The sequence below is a fragment of the Pirellulales bacterium genome (assembly GCA_019636335.1).
Classification (GTDB): domain Bacteria; phylum Planctomycetota; class Planctomycetia; order Pirellulales; family JAEUIK01; genus JAHBXR01.
Genome location: JAHBXR010000028.1, coordinates 20,064 through 42,560, shown reverse-complemented (window position 1 = coordinate 42,560; position 22,497 = coordinate 20,064). Strand labels below are relative to the sequence as shown.

The 22,497-nt window shown below is 63.7% G+C and carries 19 protein-coding genes; 9 read left to right on the top strand and 10 right to left on the bottom strand.

What is annotated here, in order from left to right; all coding sequences use genetic code 11:
- The first annotated feature begins 71 nt into the window (after positions 1 to 71).
- Together KF708_21530 and KF708_21525 are read left to right on the top strand one after the other, a co-directional pair.
- On the top strand, positions 72 to 1,025 hold the full coding sequence (locus KF708_21530; GenBank protein MBX3415281.1) for a DUF1559 domain-containing protein: 954 nt from the start codon (positions 72 to 74) through the stop codon (positions 1,023 to 1,025).
- A 58-nt stretch (positions 1,026 to 1,083) separates the two neighbouring features.
- Entirely contained in the window at positions 1,084 to 1,884 is an 801-nt protein-coding gene (locus tag KF708_21525; GenBank protein ID MBX3415280.1) for a DUF4198 domain-containing protein, read from the top strand.
- Between the two features lie 68 nt (positions 1,885 to 1,952).
- Here KF708_21525 and KF708_21520 read toward each other — a convergent pair whose 3' ends face one another.
- Positions 1,953 to 2,723, bottom strand: coding sequence for an SMC-Scp complex subunit ScpB (locus KF708_21520; GenBank protein ID MBX3415279.1), 771 nt, complete (start codon positions 2,721 to 2,723; stop codon positions 1,953 to 1,955).
- Positions 2,724 to 2,999: 276 nt separating this feature from the next.
- Between KF708_21520 and KF708_21515 the strand changes: the two genes are divergently transcribed.
- On the top strand, positions 3,000 to 3,713 hold the full coding sequence (locus tag KF708_21515; protein MBX3415278.1) for a tetratricopeptide repeat protein: 714 nt from the start codon (positions 3,000 to 3,002) through the stop codon (positions 3,711 to 3,713).
- Positions 3,714 to 3,758: 45 nt separating this feature from the next.
- On the opposite strand, the gene KF708_21510 is transcribed toward KF708_21515, so the two are convergent.
- Both KF708_21510 and KF708_21505 read right to left on the bottom strand, forming a co-directional pair.
- Positions 3,759 to 4,574 carry a thioesterase family protein gene (locus tag KF708_21510; GenBank protein ID MBX3415277.1) on the bottom strand — a complete coding sequence of 272 codons (816 nt, stop codon included), beginning with the start codon at positions 4,572 to 4,574 and terminating at the stop codon, positions 3,759 to 3,761.
- 87 nt (positions 4,575 to 4,661) lie between these two features.
- Positions 4,662 to 5,579, bottom strand: coding sequence for a VOC family protein (locus KF708_21505; GenBank protein MBX3415276.1), 918 nt, complete (start codon positions 5,577 to 5,579; stop codon positions 4,662 to 4,664).
- Positions 5,580 to 5,861: 282 nt separating this feature from the next.
- On the opposite strand from KF708_21505, the gene KF708_21500 reads away from it, so the two are divergent.
- Together KF708_21500 and KF708_21495 are read left to right on the top strand one after the other, a co-directional pair.
- Complete coding sequence (locus tag KF708_21500) at positions 5,862 to 6,998, top strand: glycosyltransferase family 4 protein (GenBank protein ID MBX3415275.1); 1,137 nt, start codon at positions 5,862 to 5,864, stop codon at positions 6,996 to 6,998.
- 45 nt (positions 6,999 to 7,043) lie between these two features.
- Positions 7,044 to 8,393: a nucleotide sugar dehydrogenase gene (locus KF708_21495; GenBank protein ID MBX3415274.1), complete on the top strand. Its 1,350-nt coding sequence runs from the start codon at positions 7,044 to 7,046 to the stop codon at positions 8,391 to 8,393.
- Positions 8,394 to 8,439: 46 nt separating this feature from the next.
- On the opposite strand, the gene KF708_21490 is transcribed toward KF708_21495, so the two are convergent.
- A complete protein-coding gene (locus tag KF708_21490; protein MBX3415273.1) occupies positions 8,440 to 9,039 on the bottom strand; it encodes a hypothetical protein in 600 nt (199 codons plus the stop codon).
- A 358-nt stretch (positions 9,040 to 9,397) separates the two neighbouring features.
- Between KF708_21490 and KF708_21485 the strand changes: the two genes are divergently transcribed.
- Positions 9,398 to 11,959, top strand: a complete 2,562-nt coding sequence (locus KF708_21485) for a response regulator (GenBank protein ID MBX3415272.1) — start codon at positions 9,398 to 9,400, stop codon at positions 11,957 to 11,959.
- 21 nt (positions 11,960 to 11,980) lie between these two features.
- Positions 11,981 to 13,000: a response regulator gene (locus KF708_21480; protein MBX3415271.1), complete on the top strand. Its 1,020-nt coding sequence runs from the start codon at positions 11,981 to 11,983 to the stop codon at positions 12,998 to 13,000.
- Positions 13,001 to 13,027: 27 nt separating this feature from the next.
- Here KF708_21480 and KF708_21475 read toward each other — a convergent pair whose 3' ends face one another.
- From KF708_21475 to KF708_21465, 3 genes are all read right to left on the bottom strand, one after another.
- Entirely contained in the window at positions 13,028 to 13,993 is a 966-nt protein-coding gene (locus KF708_21475; GenBank protein MBX3415270.1) for a GNAT family N-acetyltransferase, read from the bottom strand.
- The gene (locus KF708_21470; protein MBX3415269.1) at positions 13,978 to 14,295 is read right to left on the bottom strand and encodes a Rieske 2Fe-2S domain-containing protein; all 318 of its coding nucleotides are present in this window, start codon (positions 14,293 to 14,295) and stop codon (positions 13,978 to 13,980) included. The genes KF708_21475 and KF708_21470 overlap by 16 nt, the downstream gene beginning before the upstream one ends.
- A 118-nt stretch (positions 14,296 to 14,413) precedes the next feature.
- Entirely contained in the window at positions 14,414 to 15,373 is a 960-nt protein-coding gene (locus KF708_21465) for a lysophospholipid acyltransferase family protein (protein ID MBX3415268.1), read from the bottom strand.
- Between the two features lie 235 nt (positions 15,374 to 15,608).
- On the opposite strand from KF708_21465, the gene KF708_21460 reads away from it, so the two are divergent.
- Both KF708_21460 and KF708_21455 read left to right on the top strand, forming a co-directional pair.
- Positions 15,609 to 16,334, top strand: a complete 726-nt coding sequence (locus tag KF708_21460) for a M50 family metallopeptidase (GenBank protein ID MBX3415267.1) — start codon at positions 15,609 to 15,611, stop codon at positions 16,332 to 16,334.
- An 841-nt stretch (positions 16,335 to 17,175) separates the two neighbouring features.
- A complete protein-coding gene (locus KF708_21455; protein ID MBX3415266.1) occupies positions 17,176 to 18,438 on the top strand; it encodes a DEAD/DEAH box helicase in 1,263 nt (420 codons plus the stop codon).
- Positions 18,439 to 18,620: 182 nt separating this feature from the next.
- Here the strand turns inward: KF708_21455 and KF708_21450 are convergent, their stop codons facing one another.
- The 3 genes from KF708_21450 to KF708_21440 form a co-directional block, all read right to left on the bottom strand.
- The gene (locus KF708_21450; protein ID MBX3415265.1) at positions 18,621 to 19,475 is read right to left on the bottom strand and encodes a hypothetical protein; all 855 of its coding nucleotides are present in this window, start codon (positions 19,473 to 19,475) and stop codon (positions 18,621 to 18,623) included.
- Between the two features lie 392 nt (positions 19,476 to 19,867).
- Positions 19,868 to 21,274: a SulP family inorganic anion transporter gene (locus KF708_21445; protein ID MBX3415264.1), complete on the bottom strand. Its 1,407-nt coding sequence runs from the start codon at positions 21,272 to 21,274 to the stop codon at positions 19,868 to 19,870.
- 366 nt (positions 21,275 to 21,640) lie between these two features.
- Positions 21,641 to 22,057 carry a hypothetical protein gene (locus KF708_21440; GenBank protein MBX3415263.1) on the bottom strand — a complete coding sequence of 139 codons (417 nt, stop codon included), beginning with the start codon at positions 22,055 to 22,057 and terminating at the stop codon, positions 21,641 to 21,643.
- Positions 22,058 to 22,497 lie beyond the last annotated feature (440 nt).

Genomic DNA, 22,497 nt, shown 5'->3' with positions numbered 1-22,497 from the left:
AGGGCAGTGGCGCCAGCGTTGCGCCTTGGCACGGACTATTTTTCAACCCTCTTTCGCCGGAGCATCATGAGATGCGAACTCGACATGGTTTCACGCTGGTCGAGCTGTTGGTGGTGATCGCGATCATCGGCATTTTGATTGCGTTGTTGTTGCCGGCCGTGCAGGCGGCGCGCGAAGCGGCGCGTCGCAGTTCCTGCACGAATCACCTCAAACAGCTCGGACTGGCCTTGCACAACTATCACGAAGCGGTGGGCTGCTTCCCACCCGGCCGTCTGACCTATCCCGTCGTTTATTCGCCGCAGGCGCACCTGCTGCCGCATCTAGAACAGGCCAACCTGCAGAACTTGATCGACTTCAACGTCTCGTTCGTCGGCGCCGATAACGCGACTTGGGCGAACGCCAACGCGGCGCGCATCCCGATCGAGACCTATACCTGCCCGAGCGACGTGGGCCAGGTGCCCGCCTCTCCTTTCGGCGCCGCCAACTACGTCGGCAACGTTGGTAGTGGCACCATCGACAACGGAAACCTGAACATCAAGGTAGACGGCATCTTCTTCAAGGATTCGCATGTCAAATTCCGCGATATCGTCGACGGCACGACGCACACGGTGGCCTTTGCCGAGATGCTCTTGGGCAACGGCAGCACCGATGTGACGCCGACGGGAGAGTCCTCGCACGACCCCACGCACGAGGTGCTCGTGTTGCCGACCGGCACGCTTACGACGCCGGAAAACTGCACGAATCCGGCAAAGGGCTCGTGGTGGGGAGAGCGCGGCGTCCGTTGGATGCAGGGATCTTACGGCTACTCGCTCTACAACCACTACTACACTCCGAACTCGGAGACGTGCGATTGCAATGCCTCGTCGCGTGCCGCGGCGCTCACCTCGGCGCGGAGTAACCATCCGGAAGGCTTGAACGTCGTACTCTGCGACGGCAGCGTCCGCTTCGTCTCCGACAGTGTCACGCTCGAGGTGTGGCGCGGCTTGAGCACGCGCGCGGGCAAAGAAGTTCCCACCGAGTTCTAAGGGTCGCGCATCGTTCCGCCCCGTGCCTTCTGGTCCCCTCCTGTTTAAGAAAGCTCTCATGATGTGGCGCATGCTTTTTCTGCTGTTGTTTCTGACGTGCGCGGCGCCGGTACTCGCGCACGATACCTGGGTCGAAACGAATACGAACCTGGTCCGCACGGGGGACGCCGTGCATGTGGATCTCCGCCTGGGGAATCACGGCAACGACCACCGCGATTTCAAGCTGGCGAGCAAAGTCGATCTCGCGTCGTGTACGCTCGAGATCCTCGCCCCCAACGGCACGCGCTACGATCTGCGCGAGCGACTGGCCGACTTGGGCTACGCGCCGAAGGAAGGCTATTGGTCGGGTAAGTTCGTAGCCGCCGAGCCGGGACTCTACGGCGTCAGCCACACGGTCGACAAGCTTGTCAACCACGGCACGCCGGCGCGCTCGATCAAGAGCGGCAAGACCTTCTTCGCCGTCAGCCCCTCGCTCGATCACGTCACCACCGAGCTCACCGCGTTCGATCGACCGATGGGGCACGCCTTCGAGCTGGTGCCCCTGGCGAACCCCGTCCTGCCGATGGGACCCGGCCTGCCGATCAAGGTGCAATTGCTCTGGAAGGGGCAACCCCTGGCGAATGCCCGCGTGTCATTCATCCCGCGAGGCGAAACGCTGCACGAAGGTTTCGACGATCGCTATGAGCGCATGACCGATGCCGATGGTCGCGCCTCGTTCGACCCCACGACGGGCAATCAATATCTCGTCGTCGCGCACCATCGGGCGGACGAGGAGAAGGGGGAGGGTTACGAGCAGACCACCTACTCGGCGACGCTCACGGTGTTCGTGCCCGAGCTCTGCCCCTGCTGTCTCGAATAGTCGACGAGCCGGAGGCAGGCGCCAGCGATCGCGCGCGTACGCCGGAGGGTTTTCTCGCTCGAGCTACGCTAGCGACGCTCGATTTCCTCGCTGCGCGGCAGCTCGTCGAGGCTGGCGAGCCCGAAGAACTCGAGAAACCGCTCGGTCGTGGAGTACTTGGGGCGGCGCGGCTTCTCGTCGCCGCGCTCGACGCGCAAGAGTTGCCGCCGGACGAGTTGCGCCAGCAGATGGCCGCTCGGCTTGCCGCGCAGATGGTTGATGTCGTCGGCCGAGAGAGGCTCGTTGTAAGCGACGATCGCCAACACTTCGATCGCCGCGGGCGAAAGCCGCGCCTGGCGCGTCCGGCCATACAGCTTGTCGCGCACGCGATGGAACTCATCGCGCAGCACGAGGCGATAACCGGCGCCGATGCTGGCGATCGTATAGGGACAGCCGAGCGTCGCGTACTGCTCGTTCAGTTCGCGCACGAGCTCGTCGATCTCGGCCGCCCGGATGCCGCGCATCATGCCGGCCACCTGCGCGCTCGTCAGGGGTTCGCCCGTCGGATCTCCCACGAAGAGCATCGCCTCGAGAATGCTGCGCGGCGACAGCGGGCAGGGGTCGTTCGGATCTTCGTGCGCCTCGTGAGGCGATTCGGGCTCGCCGGCGATGACGCGCAGCGGCCCCAGTGCCGGCGAGGAGGATTCCGGTGCGTTCGTCTCGGCCGCATCTCCGCGATAGGGATCGTGCCCGCGCGAGATCATCGACGCGAACGAGTCGGAGAGCTTTTCGAGCGAGAGGCCTTCGTCGGCGGCCGATTCGCGGAACGCCGCCAAATCGAGCTTTGACTCCGCTGACACAGGCCGAGCGTCACTGCGTTTTGCCAATTTTCGGACTCCCCAGTGGCGCTGCTTTGCCGACAGCCAGAAGGTATGATTCCTGTATCAACGCAATTCACTGCGTTCGATCGTGGGGCTATGTGGACATGGTAAGCGAACACAAGAAGAATCGTCGACCTTCATCTCGCGAAAAGCATCAAAAGGGACAGCAGCGCAAGCAGAAGAGGCGGGAGACAAACGCCGTGTTCGGCAGCAACGCCGACGTCAGCGCCCCGAAGACTGACTAGGGGAAATAAGATGGCCATTGACGAACGAATCGAAGCGCTGCTCGCGGCCGAAAAATGGGATGCGGCGCGCTCGCTCCTGGAGCAAGAACTAGCCAGGGCGCCGGAGGACCACTGGCTGATTACCCAGCTTGGTGTCGTCAGCTATGAACAACGGAAATACCCCGCCGCCCTGAAGCAATTCGTACGGTCGCTGGAAATCGTCGCCGATTGCCCATTAACTCTCTGGAATCTGGCGGGAACGCTGGATGCGCTCGGTAAAGTTGAGCGTGCGATCCCGATTTATGCAGCGCTGCTCCGGAGCAAGAAGTCATCCGCCGATGACCCGTGCTGGGAAAGCCCCCGATGGACCGATTCGCTGAAGGCAGACTGCATCTATCGCCTTGGAGTATGCTTTCAGAAGTTGGGGAAACTCAAAGAATCGGAGGCGTACTATCGGCGCTATCTAGATCTTTTGCTGGCGGGGGTGGTAGGCACCTATACGGCAGACGAGGTAACCCAAGAAATTCGTCTGGCCCATGCGTCGCAGGCCAAAGTCGATCTTGCAGCCGACGCACGCAAGACTTTTCGTTCGGCAGTGCGCGGTCTGAAAGCGAGCGACGATATGTTCAGCCTCACGCAAGCCCTGCTTTATTCCCATGACAATAAGAAGCTGAATCGCCTGCAGCTGCGTCGTGATCGCAAAACGGGTCGGAAAAGGCCGGCGTCCTCTAAACGCGGCCTTTAGCGCCTCGCCGTGATCGACGACTCAAATTCCGTTGAGATCATTCGACTACGTGCGATTTGCCAGTGCCAGCGTCACGACCGACGTGCCGAGCATCCCTTGCTCGTCGTCGAGCAGGCAGCGCGTCTGGCCGATCCCGTTGGGGAGCCACGACGTCGAAGGGGTCATGCGCACCCAGGCGCTTTCGGGCTGGCGGACGAGATAAACCGTCAGGTCGGCGTTCGGAAAGAGGAGCCCCGGTCCCGGGGGCAGGGGGGCGCCGATCGCATTGCCGTAGTCCGCCGCCGCAACCACGGCCGCCGCCGGCGACAGGGGGATGCCAGGCAACAGATTCGCATGCACGTTGATCCACGCCTCGGTCGGATCGCGCTCGAAAAGGGCCGAGGCACGAGGCGTGCGCAACTCGGTCGCGTGGTGCAGAAAAGGGGCCGGCACGACCTTCATCTTCTCGGGATCGAAGGCCACGAAATCATCCGGGCAGTCGGGGGGCGGAATCAACCGCACGCGGCTGTTCGACAGGTCCGGCAGCTCGACCGGCTGCCGCAACGTCCGCTGCACGCTCGCCAGCGCCACCGTCTTCCCGCCACTTTGGATTTCGATCTCGGTCAACAAAACGCGGCGACCTTGTTTGTAAATCTCGCCCCGCACCTCGAGCGGCCGCGTGGGAACCGGCTTCACCAGGTCGAGCGTGAGCCGGGTGGTCACGAAGTTCGGCTCGGGCAGCAGTTCTTCTGCCACCGACACGCACAACGCCGCCACCGGACCGCCATGCAAGGCATCGGGCGACCAAGGGCCAACGCTCAACTGCTGCGGGTGCCAGACCGAACCATCGCGGTGGAACAGGGCGTTGTCTTGCGGACTCAAGGAAACCGACCTCGGCGGAATTGCGGACGCGGGGAACAAAACGAGACACAGCCGATGTTATAGCCGATCGGCCGGGCTCGCCGGGACTCACTCGTCCCAGACCCCTTCGGGGATCGGTTTCGCTTCGACCACCTCGACCAGCACCTGGTCGGGCCCCAGGACCTGAAAGCCTTTCAGCTTGAGGCGCTCGTCGAACGTGATCGGTTGCACGATCTCCACGCCGGCGGCTTTCATCCGTTCGAAGACCGGCTCGATCTGCCGGTAGGAGAAGGCCACGTGATCGATCGGCCGTCCCTGGGTCGGTTGGATCTCCTTCAGCGGCGGATCGGGCCACCAGGGGGGTGATTTTTCCACGTCGGGCTTGCCGAAAAAGATCATCGTCACGTTGTCGCACTGGATCGTGTTCATCCAGATGCCCGCCAACGTCGACATGTCTCCCTTGGGCTTGGGAACTTCGCCCGCGCGTGGCCGCAGCCCCAGGTGCTGCGCATACCAGCGGACCGATTCGTTCACGTCGGTGCAGAAGTAATGGACGTGGGCGAAGCGATGGTGCCCCATGGTGTTGATCTCGATCAACTCCTTGTCGGGTCCGCTGACGTACATGTAGTAGTTGTCGCGTCCCGGCAGGGGAGAAAGTGGTGTGTGGATATCGACGCCGTGCGATTTCCACCACTCGTATTCATTCTTCACGTCGACGCCCCCCCAGCCGATGTGCCAGATGCCGGTGTTGAGCCTGGCATCGGGGGCTTGTTCCACCTGGTTGAAGAGGATGAACGAGCGCTCGGTGAAGAGCGCTGGCGCGACGCCGCGGAAATCGACCGGCACGGCGCCGAAGACGCGCTTGTAGAAGCGAATCGACTTGGCGGGGTCGGTCACGTTGAGCCGTACGTGATGAAAACGTGCCGGCTCTGGCACCGAGGTTGCCTGTTCGTCTGCCCGACCGCCCGTGTGCCACGCGACGGCCGTCAGCAGCGTCGCCCAGAGGAAATTCCGCCCGAGTGCCATAGCGACATAATCCGAGGTTCGAGAGTTGTCTAGGGCCGGACCGAGCGTCGGGTCCGGAATTCTGCTTCCACCGGTCATCCGGTGTAGCGCACGGCGCGGCGCGAAGCAAGCGGAATGGTGAAGATTTTGTAGAGCCGCAAGGGGCCGCACCCATTTGGATTCGCCCCCGAGCGACTAGAATGGGGTTGGTTTCCTCCGCCAGCAGCACTGCCACATCGGGTCAGCGAGGAAACTGCGGCATCCGTTCTGGCATCCGCTTCTCACCTTTTCAGCAGTAGTGATATGAGCCGGCCGATCGTGCATCTATGCAACGCCCCCACGCCGTATCGCATTGCCGAGTCGGATACGGCGGTGCGCGCGTTGGGCAAGGAGAGCCTGACCCTCATTTTCGCGGACGACTTCTACCACACGGCCTGCTGGTCGAAGCTCTTTCCCCGCGAGTGCCCCTACTACACGCTCGGTGGCACCCCCGAGCAAAACGGCGTCGGCGTGAACGAACTGCCGGCGCTGCTCGAGCGGCTCGACCCGCTGATGGTGATTCTGGCGGGCTATCGCGACAAGCCGTACGAGATCGGCGCGAAATGGTGTCGTCAGCACGGCGTACCCTACTGCATGCGCAGCGCCAGCAACTATTGGTCGGACAAGGCCACCGGCCTGCACAAGTTCATCGTGCGCCGCGCGCTGTTGGGGCGGTTCGTGCGCCATGCCGATCTCTGCCTCGTCACCGGCATGTCGAACCGCTGGTACTGGCAGCGCTATGGCATGCGGCCCGAGCAGGAGGGTTGGTTCCCGCAATACATCAACTATCCGCTCTACAGCCAGGCCCGACACATGCGCCGCACGCAACGTGACGAGCTGCGCAAGAAGTTCGGCATTCGTCCGGAGATCGCCGTGTTCACGGCCGGTCGCATTCTGCCGCTGAAGCGCGTGGACCTGATGTGCGAGGCGATGCTGCGGCTCGACGAGCGGATCGGGCTGGTGGTGGCAGGGCACGGCGTGGCCGAGGCCGAACTGCGGCAGAAGTACGCAGCGAAGCTGGGGGATCGGTTGGTCTTTCTGGGAGACATCGAACCGGATCAGTTGCACGAGTGCTACGCGGCGACCGACATCTATTGCCTGGCCAGCGGCTCGCGCGAGCAGTGGGGTCACGTCGTGACCGAATCGTTGACCGGCGGCATGCCGATCGTGATTCACCGCCTGACCGGCGCGGCTCCCGACCTGGTTCACAATGGCGTCAACGGCTTTGTGCTAGACTCGTTCGATCCGGATGCTTGGGCGGCGGCCTTCCGGCGCTTCGTGGATGATCCTTCGCTGCTTGCGTCCATGGGCGAGGCGTCGACGCGCATCGTCGACGTGTGGCAGGCGCGGAGCAATCCGGCGGAATGCCTGCGTCGTTTACGCGCACGGTACGAGCGCTAGCGTATGGACGAATCGATTCACTAGACGCGCTATTGACCGCTGCCACTGGCAGACGAACTTCGAGAGGTAAGTGCCTTGCACGCTTCGTTGCTTGCCGACATTCAAGAGCGCCGCGCGCGCGTCGGGATTCTCGGATTGGGTTACGTCGGGCTCCCGTTGATGCGGGCCTTCGTCGCGGCTGGGTATAAAGTGCTCGGCTTCGACGTCGATCGCACCAAGATCGAGCGCCTCGAGCGCGGCGAGAGCTACATCGAGCACATTCCGGCCGCCTGGATCATCGAGCATCAGCAGTCGGGCACGATCGAGGTCACGGCCGACGCCGCGCGGCTGGCCGAACCCGATGCCCTGGTGATCTGCGTCCCCACGCCGCTGGCAGAAAATCGCGAACCCGATCTGCGCTATGTCGAAGACACCGGGCGCCAGATCGCCAAGGTGCTGAGGGCAGGTCAGCTCATCGTGCTCGAAAGTACCACCTATCCCGGCACCACGCGCGACGTGCTCTTGCCGATCCTCGAGCAAGCCGGACTGCAAGTCGAGCAGGACTTTTTCGTCGCCTATAGCCCCGAGCGCGAGGATCCAGGCAATCCGCGCTTTGCGGCGGGCAATATTCCCAAGGTCGTGGGGGGCGTCGGCCCGAAGAGCCACGAGTTGGCCGTGGCCCTCTACACGGACGTGGCGGCGCAGGTCGTGCCGGTGTCGAGCGCCGAAGTGGCCGAAGCGGCCAAGATCCTCGAGAACACCTACCGCGCGGTGAACATCGCGCTGGTCAACGAGCTCAAGGTGCTCTTCCTCAAGATGGGGATCGACCCCTGGGAGGTGATCGAGGCCGCCAAGACGAAGCCGTTCGGGTTCCAGGCCTTTTATCCCGGCCCAGGCCTGGGGGGGCACTGCATTCCGATCGATCCCTTCTACTTGAGCTGGCTCGCGCGGCGCTACGACGAACCGACACGCTTCATCGAGCTCGCCGGCGAAGTGAATACGCGGATGCCCGAGTATGTCATCGAGCGCCTGAGCGAGGCGCTCGCCGCGCGCGGCAAGACACTCTCGGGCAGCCGGGTGGCGATCTTCGGCATCGCCTACAAGCGCGACGTCGACGACACGCGCGAGAGTCCTTCGCTCGATCTTTTGATGCGGCTGCGCGCGGCGGGTGCGGAGCTGTCGTATCACGACGCACACGTCCCCCGACTTCCCCGCGTGCGGAAATTCGACCTGCCGCAACTCACCAGCAGCCCGCTGACGCAGGAGTTTCTAGCCTCGCAAGACGCGGTGCTGATTGCCACCGATCACTCGAATGTCGATTACGACTTCGTGGTGCGCCACGCGCCGTTGGTGGTCGACACGCGCAACGCCACGGCGCGCGTCGCGGAAGGTAGGGAAAAGATCGTGAAGGCCTAGAATTTCGCCGCGCAAGGTGCCACCCGGCTGGCGTCTCGGTGGCCGTTTAATGCCAGTAGCGATCGTAGAACGCGCCGTATGCCGGATAGCCGTAGCCATAACCGGTGCCATAGGGCAGGTAGGGGAACTGTTGCGGCGTACCCGACTGCTTTAATTGCGTGTTGATGCGGCTCTGTTCTTGATTGGCCGCGTCGTTCAGTTGCTGCGTGTAGTCTTCCTGTTCTTGATTGCGCTGCGCCTGATCTTGCTGGTAGAGCGAGAGTTGCTGCTGTTGGAAGCGCTGGTAGTTCGCCTCGCGTTGCAGCGCCAGATCGTGCTTCTGCTTATAGACGTCGACCAGCGTTTCGACCTGCGTGGGGGTCATCTGGGCGATGCGCTTCTCGAGCATATCCATCTGGTCGATCCGATAGCCCTGGTGCGCGATCAGGTAGGCGACCAGCCATTCCCGATCTTTTTGCACCTGGGGGGTATCGGCCACTGCCGGCGCCGAGGCATTGGCCGGTGGGGTTTGAGCCGGGGCGGGGGCCGTCGCTGGTGTGGCGGCGGGGGTTGGATTCGCCGGTTGCGGCGCTTGCGCCTGGGCCAGGCCCCCCATCAGGAACGTGACTGCCAGGCAGAGCAACGCGGTCCGGTATCCTGTACTCACGGCAAGCTCCTCTCGGGTCGTGGCGACGGCGTGAACGCGATTTTCATAGGATCATCCGCGCGGTCCATCGGCCGCGCGCAGATTGCCTAATTATAGGCCAGCAAACCGTGCGAGACGTTTCCCGAACTGTAGACCAGACGCGTTCCAGCGGCAACTTGCGGGAGGTGCGCACGATGGCCCCCTTTGCAGGCCGGCTGTGCGGTTTCTTTCGCCTGGGGCGCGTGGTGCGATTCGGCTAGTGCCTGTGTCGGGCTGCGGCGTCCGAAATAGCGTGCCTGGCGGAGAACACCGAACCCGCGTTGGGGGGTGAGCTAGAGTTTTCTGTCCGCAGGCGGTTGGACTTAACGTTCGAAAGCTCATGAATCCGCAATCCACGTTGCCGTGCGCCGGGAGCGACGCCGTCGACCACGGCTCACGGTCTGCGCCCGATTTCGATTCGGACCTCGGCCCGCGCGCGAGTCAGGAAATCTACTCGCGCGAAGAAGCGGTCGAAGCGCTCCGCCGCGCCGAAGAGAAGTACCGCAGCATCTTCGAGAACGCCGTCGAGGGCATCTTCCAGACCAGCTCCGATGGTCAGTATCTGAGTGCGAACCCGGCGCTGGCGCGAATCTACGGCTACGACTCTCCCGACGAGCTCATCGCGGGAGTCAACGACATCGAGCGGCAACTCTATGTCGATCCCAAGCGGCGGCTCGACTTCATCCGCTTGATGGAACAGCACGGGCGGGTCACCTCGTTCGAAGCCGAGGTCTACCGCCGCGATGGCAGCGTGATCTGGATCTCGGAGAACGCTCGGGTCATTCGCGACGAGCAGGGCTGCGTTTTGTACTACGAAGGCCTCGTCGAGGACATCTCCGAGCGCAAGGCCGCCGAACAGATGCAACGTCAGCGCGACGCGGCCGAGGCGGCCAACCGCGCCAAGAGCGAATTCCTGGCCAACATGAGCCACGAGATCCGCACGCCGCTCAATGGCGTGATCGGCATGCTCGACCTGCTGCTCGGCACGACGCTCACGCCGCAGCAAGCCCGCTACGCACATATCGGCAAGTCGTCGGCCGATTCGCTGCTGGCGGTGATCAATCAGATTCTCGATTTTTCGAAGATCGAGGCGGGCAAGATCGAGCTCGAGCAGGTCGATTTCGATCTGCATGCCCTGATCGAGGAAACGGCCGACATGTTCTCACAGCGCGTGGCCGAGAAGGGGCTCGAGCTGGCCTGCCTTATTCCGCCCGAGGTGCCGTCGTTCGTCATCGGCGACCCGGAACGTATGCGACAGATTCTCATCAACCTGGTGAACAACGCGCTCAAGTTCACTTCGCAAGGCGAGGTGGTGGTTCGCGCGGCGGTCGAACGCCACGAGGGAGACGAGATCGTCTTTCGCTGCTCGGTGACCGATACGGGGATCGGCATTCCCCCCGATCGGCTCGACCGCCTGTTCCAGTCGTTCTCGCAGGTCGACGCCTCGACGACGCGCAAATACGGCGGGACGGGCTTGGGGCTGGCCATCTCGAAGCGGCTGACCGAGTTGATGGGGGGGGAGATGGGGGTCGAAAGCCAGGCGGGGCAGGGTTCGACCTTTTGGTTCTCGGCGCGACTCCAACTGTGCGACGTGCCGCGCCGCGAGCGCATCTTGCCGGTGGCGCTGCGCGACTGCCGCATCCTGATCGTCGACGACAACGCGACGAATCTCGAAATCCTGCGCGAGCAGTTGCGCGGCTGGGGCTTCGATCCGGTCTGCGTGTCCGACGCCCGTGCGGCCTTGAGCGCCTTGAGCGAGGCGGCCCGACGGGGCGCACCCTTCGATCTGGGCATTCTCGATCACCAGATGCCCGAGATGGATGGACTCGATCTGACACGCGTCATCAAGCAAGACGAGTCGCTACGAGCGATGTCGCTGATCGTGCTGACCTCTTCGGGCGAGATCATGGATCCGCCGCGCCTGGCGAGCCTCGGGCTGTACGGCTGCATGACGAAGCCGGTGCGGCAGTCGCGACTGTTCGACGCCATCGTCGGGGCGGCCACCTCGGACGACGCGGGCGAAGAACAGGGCAACGAGATCGCTCCTCCCGCATTGCCACTGGACATGGCCAAGAAAGCGAGCGCCCGGATCCTGGTCGCCGAAGACAACGAGATCAATCAGATGGTCGTTTCCGAACTGCTCGAACGGGCCGGCTACGAGTGCCGGGTCGTCTCGAACGGACGCCGCGCCCTGGAAGCGGTCGAGTCGGGCATTTACCAGCTCGTCCTCATGGATTGCCAGATGCCGGAGATGGACGGCTTCGAAGCCACGCGCGCCATCCGCCAGCGCGAGTCGCGAGGGACCGCAGGCGAATCGTCGGCTCGCTTGCCTATCGTGGCCCTGACCGCGAACGCCATCAAGGGAGACCGCGAACGCTGCCTGGCGGCCGGCATGGATGCGTATCTCAGCAAACCGATCAATCCCGACGAGTTGATCGCCATCGTCGGCTCGATGCTCGAATCGCTCGAGCTGGAACCAAACGAATCGCCCCCCGTCGCACCGCTGCCGGAAGACGACCTTCTGCCGGCGGCGGGGCATGGCCTGGCCTTCGACATCGCGGCCCTGCTGCATCGCTGCATGGGGACGCCCGAGATCGCCGTCCGCGTGTTGCGCAAGTTCCAGGCGCGCGGGCCACAACTGGTCGAAGAACTGACTTCGGCGATCGCCTCGGGCAACGGCACGGGGGCCTCGGCGGCGGCCCATGCCCTCAAGGGGGTGGCGGCGAATCTTTCGGCCAACCGGCTAAGCGAGGTTGCCGCCGTGATCGAATCGCTCGTCTCCGATGGTCAGGCCTACGAGGCCCAGCGACGCATCGAGCCCTTGCGACACGCGCTCGACGACTGCTTGCGCCAGATTCCCGAGGTATTGCGCAGCCTGGCGGCCGATGCCGGCCGGCCGTAGAGCTCCTACAAGAGGTAAGAAATGCGAGTTCTGATTGCCGATGACGACGAGATCACGCTCGACCTGCTCGAGCATGCCCTCGTGCAGGCGGGCTACACCGTCGAGCGCGCGACCAATGGCCGCGAGGCGCTCGAGCACCTGCGGCAAGGCGAGTGCCGGTTGGTGATTTCCGACTGGGACATGCCCGAGCTGACCGGCGTCGAGCTCTGCCGCGCCATCCGCGTCGAAGATCTCGGCGGCTATATCTACGTCGTGCTGCTTACCAGTCGACACAGCGCCCGCGATACGGTCGAAGGCCTTTCGGCCGGGGCCGACGATTTCGTCCCCAAGCCGTTTCATCCCGACGAGCTCATCAGCCGCGTCCGCTCGGGCGAACGGATCCTTTCGCTCGAGACGCGCGAGGTGGCGCTCTTCGCCCTGGCCAAGCTGGCGGAATCGCGCGACTCGGACACCGGCGCGCATCTAGAGCGCGTGCAGTGCTACTCGCGCGTGCTGGCGCAGGAGTTGGCACAACTGGAAAAGCACCGCGCGGCCATCGACGCCGAGTTCATCCGCCTGATCTATCTGACCAGCCCCCTGCATGACATCGGCAAGGTGGGCATTCCCGACGGGGTGCTGCTCAAGCCGGGCAGGCTGAGCGACCGCGAGTTCGAGATCATGAAATCGCACGCCACGATCGGCGCGCGGACGCTCGAAGCGGCCCTCGAGAAATTTCCCGAGGCAAAGTTCCTCGTCATGGCCCGCGACATCGCCGCCGCCCACCACGAACGCTACGACGGTCACGGCTATCCGTTGGGCCTGGCAGGGGATCGCATCCCCCTGGCCGCACGCATCGTGACGGTGGCCGATGTCTACGACGCGCTAACGAGCCGGCGCGTCTATAAGGACGCCATGCAGCACGAGGTGGCGCGGTCGATCATCATCGAGGAGTCGGGCAGCCACTTCGACCCCGACGTGGTTGATGCCTTCCTGGCGCGCGAGGCCGAGTTCGTGGCGATCCGCGAGCGGTTCCAACCGCACCACCTGGCTGCGACGACGTAACGAAGCGGGGCAATAGTCGGCCGTCCGCTAGGTCGACTTGCGATAGACCACGCCGCGATCGACGATATTGAAACCGAGCGATTCGTAGAGGGCGATGGCGGCCTTGTTGCGCTCCATCGTCTGTACCTCGACCAGGCTCACCTGGTGGTCGCGGAGTTGGCGGAAGGATTCGCCCAGCAGGAAGGTGGCCAGCCCTTGCCGGCGATGCGTCTCGGCCACTTCCAGGTCGACGAGCCCCACGGTGTAGACGCCCCAACTGATCGACCGCGCCTCCATGTTCCAGAAGGTCACGGTGGCCAGCTGCTCGTTGCCGTTGCGGGGCAAGACGCGGAAGGTCGTGCGGTCGAAGCCGCCAGTCGTACACGCCTCCCACCAAGTGCGGCTGCAGGGATCGGTGATGATCTCCAGGCGCATCGTGCGGCGAAGTTGAAGCTGCTTGCGATCCACCGTGGGGCGGAACGTGCTCAGGTCGCGGTGCATGATCACGCAGCGATCGATCCGTTCGTAACCCGACGATTCGTACCGCCGCTGGGCATCGGCGTCGGAATCGAGCACGCCAGGCAACTCGCTCCCGCCGTACAAGCCCAGGTAGAAGGGATTGAGTGGGCGGATGCCGCCGGCATAGAGCACCTTAGCCCCATGCTGGCGCAGGTACGTCTCGCTGCGCTTCAGCAGTTCGCTGCCGATCCCCAGGTTGCGGTAGTCGGGATGGACCAGCAGCATGCAGACCACGCCGAACTCGTGGGAGACCGATTTTTCGTCTTCCGAAGGGCCGAATGCGCCATGCACGAAGCCGATGGGGCGATCGTCGTCGAGCGCGACGATCAAGCCGTGCCGATCGAAGTAGGGTTTCGACAGCACCAGATGTTCGAACAGCGCGGCCGACATCGGCTGGGCCAAACCGCGCTCGAGCGATCGCGAGCGCCAGATCTCGGCCAGGGCCGGCAGGTCGGTGTTACGGAACGGTCGGTAGTGAATCACGGCTGTGGACATACTTCGACCAGGATCGCCTCTCCCTCGACACGAACCGGAAAGACAGGTTGACGTAGCGACGGACTCAACTGGTGCTGACCTGTGCGGACATCGAACTGCCATCCGTGCCAGGGACAAGTCACGATCGTACCCGTCAGGCATCCCTTGCCGAGCGGCCCTCCCTGATGGGGACAGACGCCGTCGAGGGCGTGGTATTCACCCGCGACATTGAACAAAGCGCACACGCGATCGCCCGCCACGACTTCGAGACACGCGCCCGGCGGGCAGTCGCTCGTGTTGGCTACTTTAACCCACTCTGCCATGCGTACGGTAAGCCCCGATCTTTAGTACGTAACGATTGCCCGAGAGGTGGACGTGTGGTGGGAACGCGGCCCCAGAGCGATTATAGGTACGCGCTGCGGCGCGCACTAGCTTGGGCGCTCAGGCGGCCTCGCTCTGGGGGGGAACGGTCGCAGTCGTTTGGGGAGTCGCGCGCTTGCGTTTGGCAGGGCGATGATCCTTCCAGCGCCGGTGCAGCCACCAATATTGCTCGGGCGAGCGCCGCACCGCCGTCTCGATACAGGACGTATACCACTGGGTCAGCTCGCGCACGCCGCCGGGCATGGCGGACACTTCGTCGGGATGTAAAAGTCCATCCAGACGCAGCTCGTACCTCAACGGGCGCCCGAGCCGCCGCGCGTGCCCCACGGCCATCCACGTGTGGTGTTCGAGTGCCAGCAGCCCGATCGCCTTGTGGGCCGAGGCGGGACGGCCGAAGAACTCGACCCAGCACCCTTTGGTGCCGGCGTACTGATCGGCCAGGAAGGCCATCGTCCCCCCGGCTGCGAGCACGCGCAAGATTTGATCGTAGCCTCCCTGCTTCGGAATGATGAATTGTCCGGTCGCTCCGCGGAATCGGTTCACGAAGCGGTCGAGGTAGGGGTTATCGAGCGTGCGGGCCACGGTGTGCGTCGGAAAGCCCAGCAGTCCCAGGAAGTAGCCCGCGATTTCGAAATTGCCGAAGTGGGCGGTGACCAACGCCACCGGATGCTCGTCGAGCAGCGAGCGCATCAACGTGCCGGGGTCGCACAGCACGAAGTAATCGCGCCAGTTGGTGCGGTGCAGCTTGCGCGGCACCAGGGCCACCTCGACGACCAGCAGAAACAGGTGCTCCCACATCTGCCGCGCCAGGCGTCGGCGCGCGAGAGGCGCCAGGTCGGGATAGGCATGTCGGAGATTATCGTCGATCACTCGGCGGCGGATGCGCAGCACCGAGTCGAAGAGCCACGCCAGGCTGACCGTGGCCGAGTGGCTGGTCTCGACCGGCAGGGCCTGCACGATGCAGATGAGCAACCGCAGACCAAGGTAGCCCGTGAATTGTGCAAAGCGTTGGAAGGACACGTTCGAGCGAGGCTCCATCATCGCGTGCGGCCCGAAGTGGGCACGCCGGGCCGCATTTTGGCCGGAACGCCCCAAACGGCAAAGATCGATTGCCTGAGGAGGAAACGTCCCCGCGGGCCGGCGGTCACCCATCCGCGCGTCGTCGGGTGCGTGGTATCTTTGCACGCACAGGTGCTCGAGACGGGCTTCGCCGGAGTCCGTTCCCCCCCAAAACTCCCCCCGCGAGGCTGGAATCGTGCTGTTCATCGAACCACCCCCGACGCCCTACGACCTGCGTTTCAAGCTGGGAAGTCTGCCCGTCCGGGTACACCCGATGTTCTGGCTCGTGGCGGTGCTGCTGGGCATCCGCGCGAAGGATCCGAAGCTGGTAGCGTTGTGGGTGGGGGTCGTCTTCGTGTCGATCCTCGTCCACGAACTGGGACATGCTCTGGCGGCGCGCGCCTGTGGATGGTATCCCCGCATCGTGTTGCACGCGATGGGTGGACTCGCCATCTACCAACCGACGTATCGCAGTCGCGCGAAGCAGATGATGGTGACCGCGGCGGGACCGTTGGCAGGATTCATTCTTGCCGCGCTGCTCGTCTTGGTGTTGTTGGCCAGCGACCACGTGGCGGACATTTTCGGTTTCGAAATCGGAAATGGAAAAAATATTTCCAATCCCTACCTACGCTTCGCCGTGCGACAGGCGTTGTGGTTGAACATCGTGTGGGGACTGGTCAACTGCTTGCCGATTCTGCCGCTCGACGGAGGGCAATTCGTGCGCGAGATCTTTACCGGCGTCAATCCGCGCGACGGCATGTTGTGGTCGTTCCAACTGTCGATGCTCGTGGCGGCGCTGGTCGCCGTGGCGGGCATGCTTTTTCTGAACGACTTCTTTATTGCCCTGTTTTTTGGGTACTTGGCGTATTCGAGTTATCTCGGCATGAGCTCGTTGCAGGGCAATCGCTTCGGCGGTTGGTGAAGCTCGCTCGTTCTGTTTTGCGCGCCGGCACGATGCTGGCAGCGCCTGCGCGGCGCGAGAAGGCGCGCGCCTTGCGCGAGCAGCGGCGCGCGAGCGCGTCACGTGGCGAAGCGCGCTCGATGGCGCGCCCTGCGGCGAGCAGCGCAGTGAAGGCAGAGGGGGACGAGAGGCGGTTCAGGCAAGAAATAGTGTTGCACAAATTTGGAGAATCCGTACAACTACGCCCAGAGTTTCCAGCACCGGACAAGTCGGTTGTCGCGTGGCGGAATGGCTGACATTCAACCACGACAACCGTTCGCGAAGGATGTGAGGTTTCTTGTCAATGGGTGGGACTCGCTCGTAGCCTGCCACGCTTGTGTGTTGCAGCCGAGACGGATCTCGCCGGAATTTTTTTGGAGGAAGAACTGTGGCAAAGAAGAAAGCCGCTAAGAAGGCTGCTGCGAAGGGCACGAAGAAGAAGGCCGCGAAGAAGAAGAAGTAGCTCCTAGCGGCGCTTCCGACCGCGTCACCTTTGGTGGCCGAACGCGGTCGCGACCACAACGAGAAAGGGCCGTCCTCGCTACGCTGCGAACGGCCCTATTTTTTTTGCGCCTGGGGTTCCCCCCCTTGGCCGCGAGCCCGAAGGCCTTCGGACAACGCTTTTTTCACGGCTAGCCTGCTTCAATTGACCAAACTCGCGCAGCCTGCTACGGTTACGCTGAATCGCACACATGCCCTCCCCCCAGGTCCACGACGCGGCCATCGAGCCGTCGGTGCTAGTTTGAAGTCGGAAGACCAACCTCGTTCACGCCAGGCCGAGCCCGCCGCTACCGGATTCGCGGCGCTGGGACTATCGGACACGATGCTCGCCGCCATCGAGCAGGCGAACTACATCGAGCCGACCCCGATTCAGGCCGGCCTCATCCCCCGCGCGCTCGCCGGAGTCGACGTCCTCGGCCAGGCTCAGACCGGTACCGGCAAGACAGCCTCGTTCGCCATTCCGATTCTCGAACGCGTTGGCGGGCACGACAAAACGTCGGGACCGCGGGCTCTGGTGCTCGTGCCGACGCGCGAGTTGGCCGTGCAGGTGCGCGGCGAGTTCGACAAGCTCGCGCACGGCAGCCGGCTGCTCACGGTACCGCTCTACGGCGGCAAGCCGATCCGCAGCCAGATCGAAAAACTGAAACGGGGCGCCGACGTCGTCGTGGGAACACCCGGGCGCGTACTCGATCATATCGGACGCGGCACCCTGCGGCTCGACAGCCTGAAGATGGTCGTGCTCGACGAAGCCGACCGCATGCTCGATATCGGCTTCCGCCCGGACATCGAGAAGATTCTTCGCAAGTGCCCCACCGAGCGGCAGACTTTGTTGCTCTCGGCCACGGTGCCGCCGCCGGTCGAACGCCTGGCGCGGCGTTATATGCGCGAGCCGGAGTCGTTGAACTTCTCGCCCAAAGAGATCTCGGTCGAGACGATCACGCAGTATTACTTCACGGTCGATCCGCAGCGCAAGTTCGACCTGCTCGTCAAATTGCTGCGCCGCGAGGATCCCAAGCAGGCGATCATTTTCTGCCGCACGAAGCGGGGGACCGACCGCGTGCAGCACAACCTGCAGAAGAAGTTCGAGGGGACCGCCTGCATCCACGGCGATCTGCAGCAGCGCGCGCGCGATCGCGTGATGGAGCATTTCCGCCAAGGGAAGGTCCGCATCCTCGTGGCCACCGACGTCGTGGGCCGTGGGATCGACGTGTCGAGCATCTCGCACATCGTCAATTACGACATCCCCGAATTCTGCGACGATTACGTCCATCGCGTGGGACGCACCGGCCGCATGGGACGCGAGGGAACGGCCTATACCTTCGTCACGCCCGAGGAAGGCAACGAGCTGACGCGCATCGAAATGCGGATCAACAAGCTTCTCGAGCGGGCCGAGATGGAAGGTTTCGACGCGGTTGCCCGGGTGGCCGCGCCCCCGCCTCCCCGTCCGGCCGCCAATGCCGAAAGCGAGACTCCGGCAGCAGCCTCGGCCGCGGCTGATGAGTCGCCATCGGCCAAGGCGCCGCGCCCCACGCCTCCTCTGGGACGAGGCGGCCGCTCGCCGCGGCGCTTCCGCCGCGCTCTCTAGCAGCCTGGGGAAGAAGGCCCTCGTGGCATTCTTCCCTCTCGCTAGGTTCGCAGCCAAGCTGCTCACGGCTCGCAAAATCACGACGGACGTCGCGATTTTGGGATCGCATCCTGCGATCCGCGCAGGCCGAGGAATACTTCCCCGGCCTGCTAGCCGGACGCGATGCGCTGCCGCGCATACATTTACTTCAGATCGGGGAAGTCGAGACCGTACTTCTTCGACATCTTGTCGCGCAGCGCGTCTCCCTTGCGGTTGATCTCCTCGCACTGCTTGCGATGCTCGTGCTCGCTCTTCTCGTACGACTTGCCCCGTCCGCCGCGCCGCGTGTCGGCGTCGGCCTCGTTGAGCAGGTAGGTCGCCTCGCCGTTGTTCGCAGCGCCCGCCTCGTACCAGGCGGCGATTTCACCCCCCAGCGCGACCACCTGGGGATCGACGTTCTTCGTCGACAGACCGCGAATCTCTTGCGCGGCGAACGTATTGGCTGCCGCCAGGCTATTCACGAAGCCGTTGGCGTTCTCGGCGGTGACCTTGCCGGGCGTGTTGCGCAGACCCTCTTCCTGGGTCATGATCGAGTTGAGCTGATTCCAGTATTGCAGCGTGGCGGCCCCTTCGTTCGCTTTGGCCGAGCGTGGCTGCTTCGCCTTCTTTTTCTTGGTGGGTGCCGGGGCCGCGTCTTGCTGCGCGGTCTCGCCGGCGTCCGCCACCAGTTGGCGCAGCGCCGCGGCATCGAGGGGCGGTTGCGATTCGGCGGCCGCATCTTCGGCGTCGATCTCGGCCTGGGGATCGCTCGTCGAGGCGACTACTTGACGCAACTGCGCGCCCACCGGGTTATTGATCTGGCCGATGTACGGTTCGACATTCACGCCCGAGCGTTGTGCCAGGTCAATCAGCGCGGCGCGCGCCTGGGGCATTTCGAGGCCCCCCGTGGCCCACAGTCCCAAACCCGTTCCGACGATGAACACGGCGACCATGGCGATCCATTCGCCGGCAGCCAATCCGCGACGTTCCCGCGCGCGGTACTTCAGAAGCGAAGACATGAGCGTAATCCCCAGTTGAGCGTCGAGATGAGTTGTCGGATTGCCCGGCCTGCGACCAGAATCGGCGCCGGTTCGAGCGAACCGAGCCCGGGGCAATCGAGATTGAAAGTCTCTGAACTCTAGCTCATTGCCCCCACCGGAGAGCGGCACCTGCGTGCAAAGTTCGCTCGTACGGGCAGCCGTCGAGCCAGCAAAGTGCCCTGCGAATGGCGTTTCGCCGCGTGTTGTTGCCAGAAGGCAACGTGGCGATCAGGGACGTGTTGCTCGAAGACATCCCATCACAAAATGGCACGTGCAGGAATCGCACCTCGCGCGGGAGATCGTTGTCGGCCAATCTCCGCGCGGGGCGATTTGATTCCTGCACGTGCCAGGGTCTCATCTCGAGCTTTCGCTCAAGCCACCTCTTGTTGTTGTTCCCGTGGAAAGACGGGGGCATGGCGTGGCGACCACTCCAGCGCGTCGCTGTCTCGATCGTCGTCGCGCGGTCGCGAGACGAAGGGCACGATGCAGCCATAGAGCACCAGTGCCGAGAGCACCCCGGTGAGGAAATCGGTCAGCGGAACCATCACCGCGGTGTAGAGCATGAGGCCGGCGTGCAGCCGGCCGCTCTTCCACACCTCGACGATTTCGGCCGGTTTGATCATGTTCGACGCCACCCACAGCAGGATGCCCGCGATGCAGGCCATCGGCACACCGCCCAGGTAGCTGGCCAGAAAGAACGCCAGCGTCAGCTTGAGCACCCCCTTGAAGTAGCCGGCCAACGGCGTGACGGCCCCCGCCTTGATGCTGGTGGCCGTGCGAGCGAGCGCGCCCGTGCAGGGAAAGCCGTTGATGAGGGGAGTGACAACTTGCACAAGCCCCTGGCCCCACAATTCCTTGTCGGGATCGAAGGGAGTCTTGCGATTGTTTGCCATGCGGTCGGCCATCGACGAGCAGAGCACGCTCTCGACCGCCGAGACGAAAACGATCGCCGCCACGAAATAGGCGATGTCCAGCATCACGCCCCCCGACAACTCGGGGAGGCGAGGCAGGGTCAACTGAAAGAAGTCGGTCGGGATCGCGCCGAAGCGATCGGTGATCAACTGCACCTGCCCCGGCACGAGAAAGAACCCCGCGAAGCACGAGGCGGCCCCCAGCGCCAGCAGCGGCGCGGGGATGAAGACCGAGATCTTCAACAAGTGTTTCGTGGCAAAGAACGTGAAGAGGGCCAGGCCCACCGCCCAGAAATTGATCTGATCGATCTGGCCGAGCATGGCGCTCAACTTGCCGAACAGACCTCCCTTTAACGGGAGCTGCATGCCGAAGGCCTCGCCGATATTCGACAGCGCGATGGTGACCGCGATGCCGACGGTGAATCCGACGATGATCGAGTTCGGCACGTAGCGGGCCAGCTTGCCCAGGCCGAAGACGCCCATCAGCATCAAGGCAATGCCCGCGGCGATCGACACGAGCACGAGCATGCCGTGCCCGTCGGCGAACGACCCGCCTCCCGTTTCGCCGTATTTGGCCATCAAGGCGGCGATCAGAGGAATGAAGGCGGCCGTGGGGCCGTAGACCTGGTACTTCGAGCCACCGAATGTCCGCCCCACCATGCAGGAGATGGCGCCGGCGATGATGCCCTGCTCGGGTCGCAGTCCCATGGCAATCGCAAAGCCCATGGCCATGGGGATCGCCGTCATGGCCACGATCAGGCCGGCACTGAAATCGCGGTAGACGGTCGTCTTCCAGCTTTCGCGGTTCAGGTCTTCAAAGCGACTATCGAAGAACGTGAAGAAGCTGCGCAATCGGTTCCACATCATCGTGGGAATCTCGGTCGGGGGTGGGAGTGGGTATCTTTGGCTTGCCTGGCGACGGACCGCAAACCTGTCGGTGGCGCGTCGCGCAACGCAACTTCTTCGCAGGGCGAGCAACAAGGGCACGAACGCGAGGCTGCCAGCCTGCGCCGCGATGGACCGGACGGGGCACGACGAACGCATCGTTCGACGGCTCTCTACCGGCGAGGCATGAAGCGAGGCATCGAAGGTGCTTTTCGCCCGGCGGCACGCTCATGCGGCCGACGTATCAACCCAGGCAAGGCACACAACGAGCGCAGCGCCATCATCCAACGCAACGAGGGGGAGGCAGCGAGAAACTTCGACGCGCAGCAAGACGTCGAAGCGGGCCCCTTAACAGCGCAGAGGCGCTCTCAGGCCATTCGCAAGAATATGGCCGTGCGAACAATCACTTTCGGCCAGGCGCTGGGCCGTCGCCACGGGGGCGCGGCTGGCGATGTGCGAAACGCAGCGCCGCTCGAGCGCGCCGTTGCGGCAACGCGTGTCGGTCGGAGATACGACCAGCAGACACTCTTCGGCGACCGTTTTCGAACTCTCGGCCGCGTCCGACCCCGAGGCCTCGGTGGGGGTCTGCACCATCGCCAGTAACAGGGCCAGCTTGCACATCACCGGAAAGACCAACCGTGCCAGCTTCCAGGCACAGCGGCGGGGCGAGGCCATCCCTTGGGCGATCTGCCACGGGCGCGTACCGGCAGGGAACGACCCGAAGGTCGAGTCCAGCAACGGTAGACTGTTCGCCTGAGACAGCATTGCCCTACTCCGTACTCCGTGTGGTCCACCCTACTTAATGCAGGAAAACCAGCACTGTCAACCCCGCCGCTATTGTCGGCGGATTGGACAGGGTCGGTTGAGCCTGTTTGCGACGATTCCCGAATTTGCGCCAGGTTTCTACGAAACAGGATACAGTTTGGGATCGCGCCGGCCTCCGGTTTTTTCAAAGTTTTTCCTCGGGCGAAGGCTTTCGTACGGAGTCGTCCGCGTGCCACGCCAGAACACGGCTTCGCCGTGGGACTGACCCCGTCGCGAACGATCGCCCCCCGCCCCGCGGCTAGCAGGCTGCTGAAAAAGGTCCGTCGTGGCCTTTTTCAGCCTCGCGAAGTGCGGAGTTGAACTCCGCACCGCTCGCAAAAGAACGACTTCCGTCGCTATTTTGTGATCGCATCCAGGCGATCCTAGCAGGCTGCTGACTT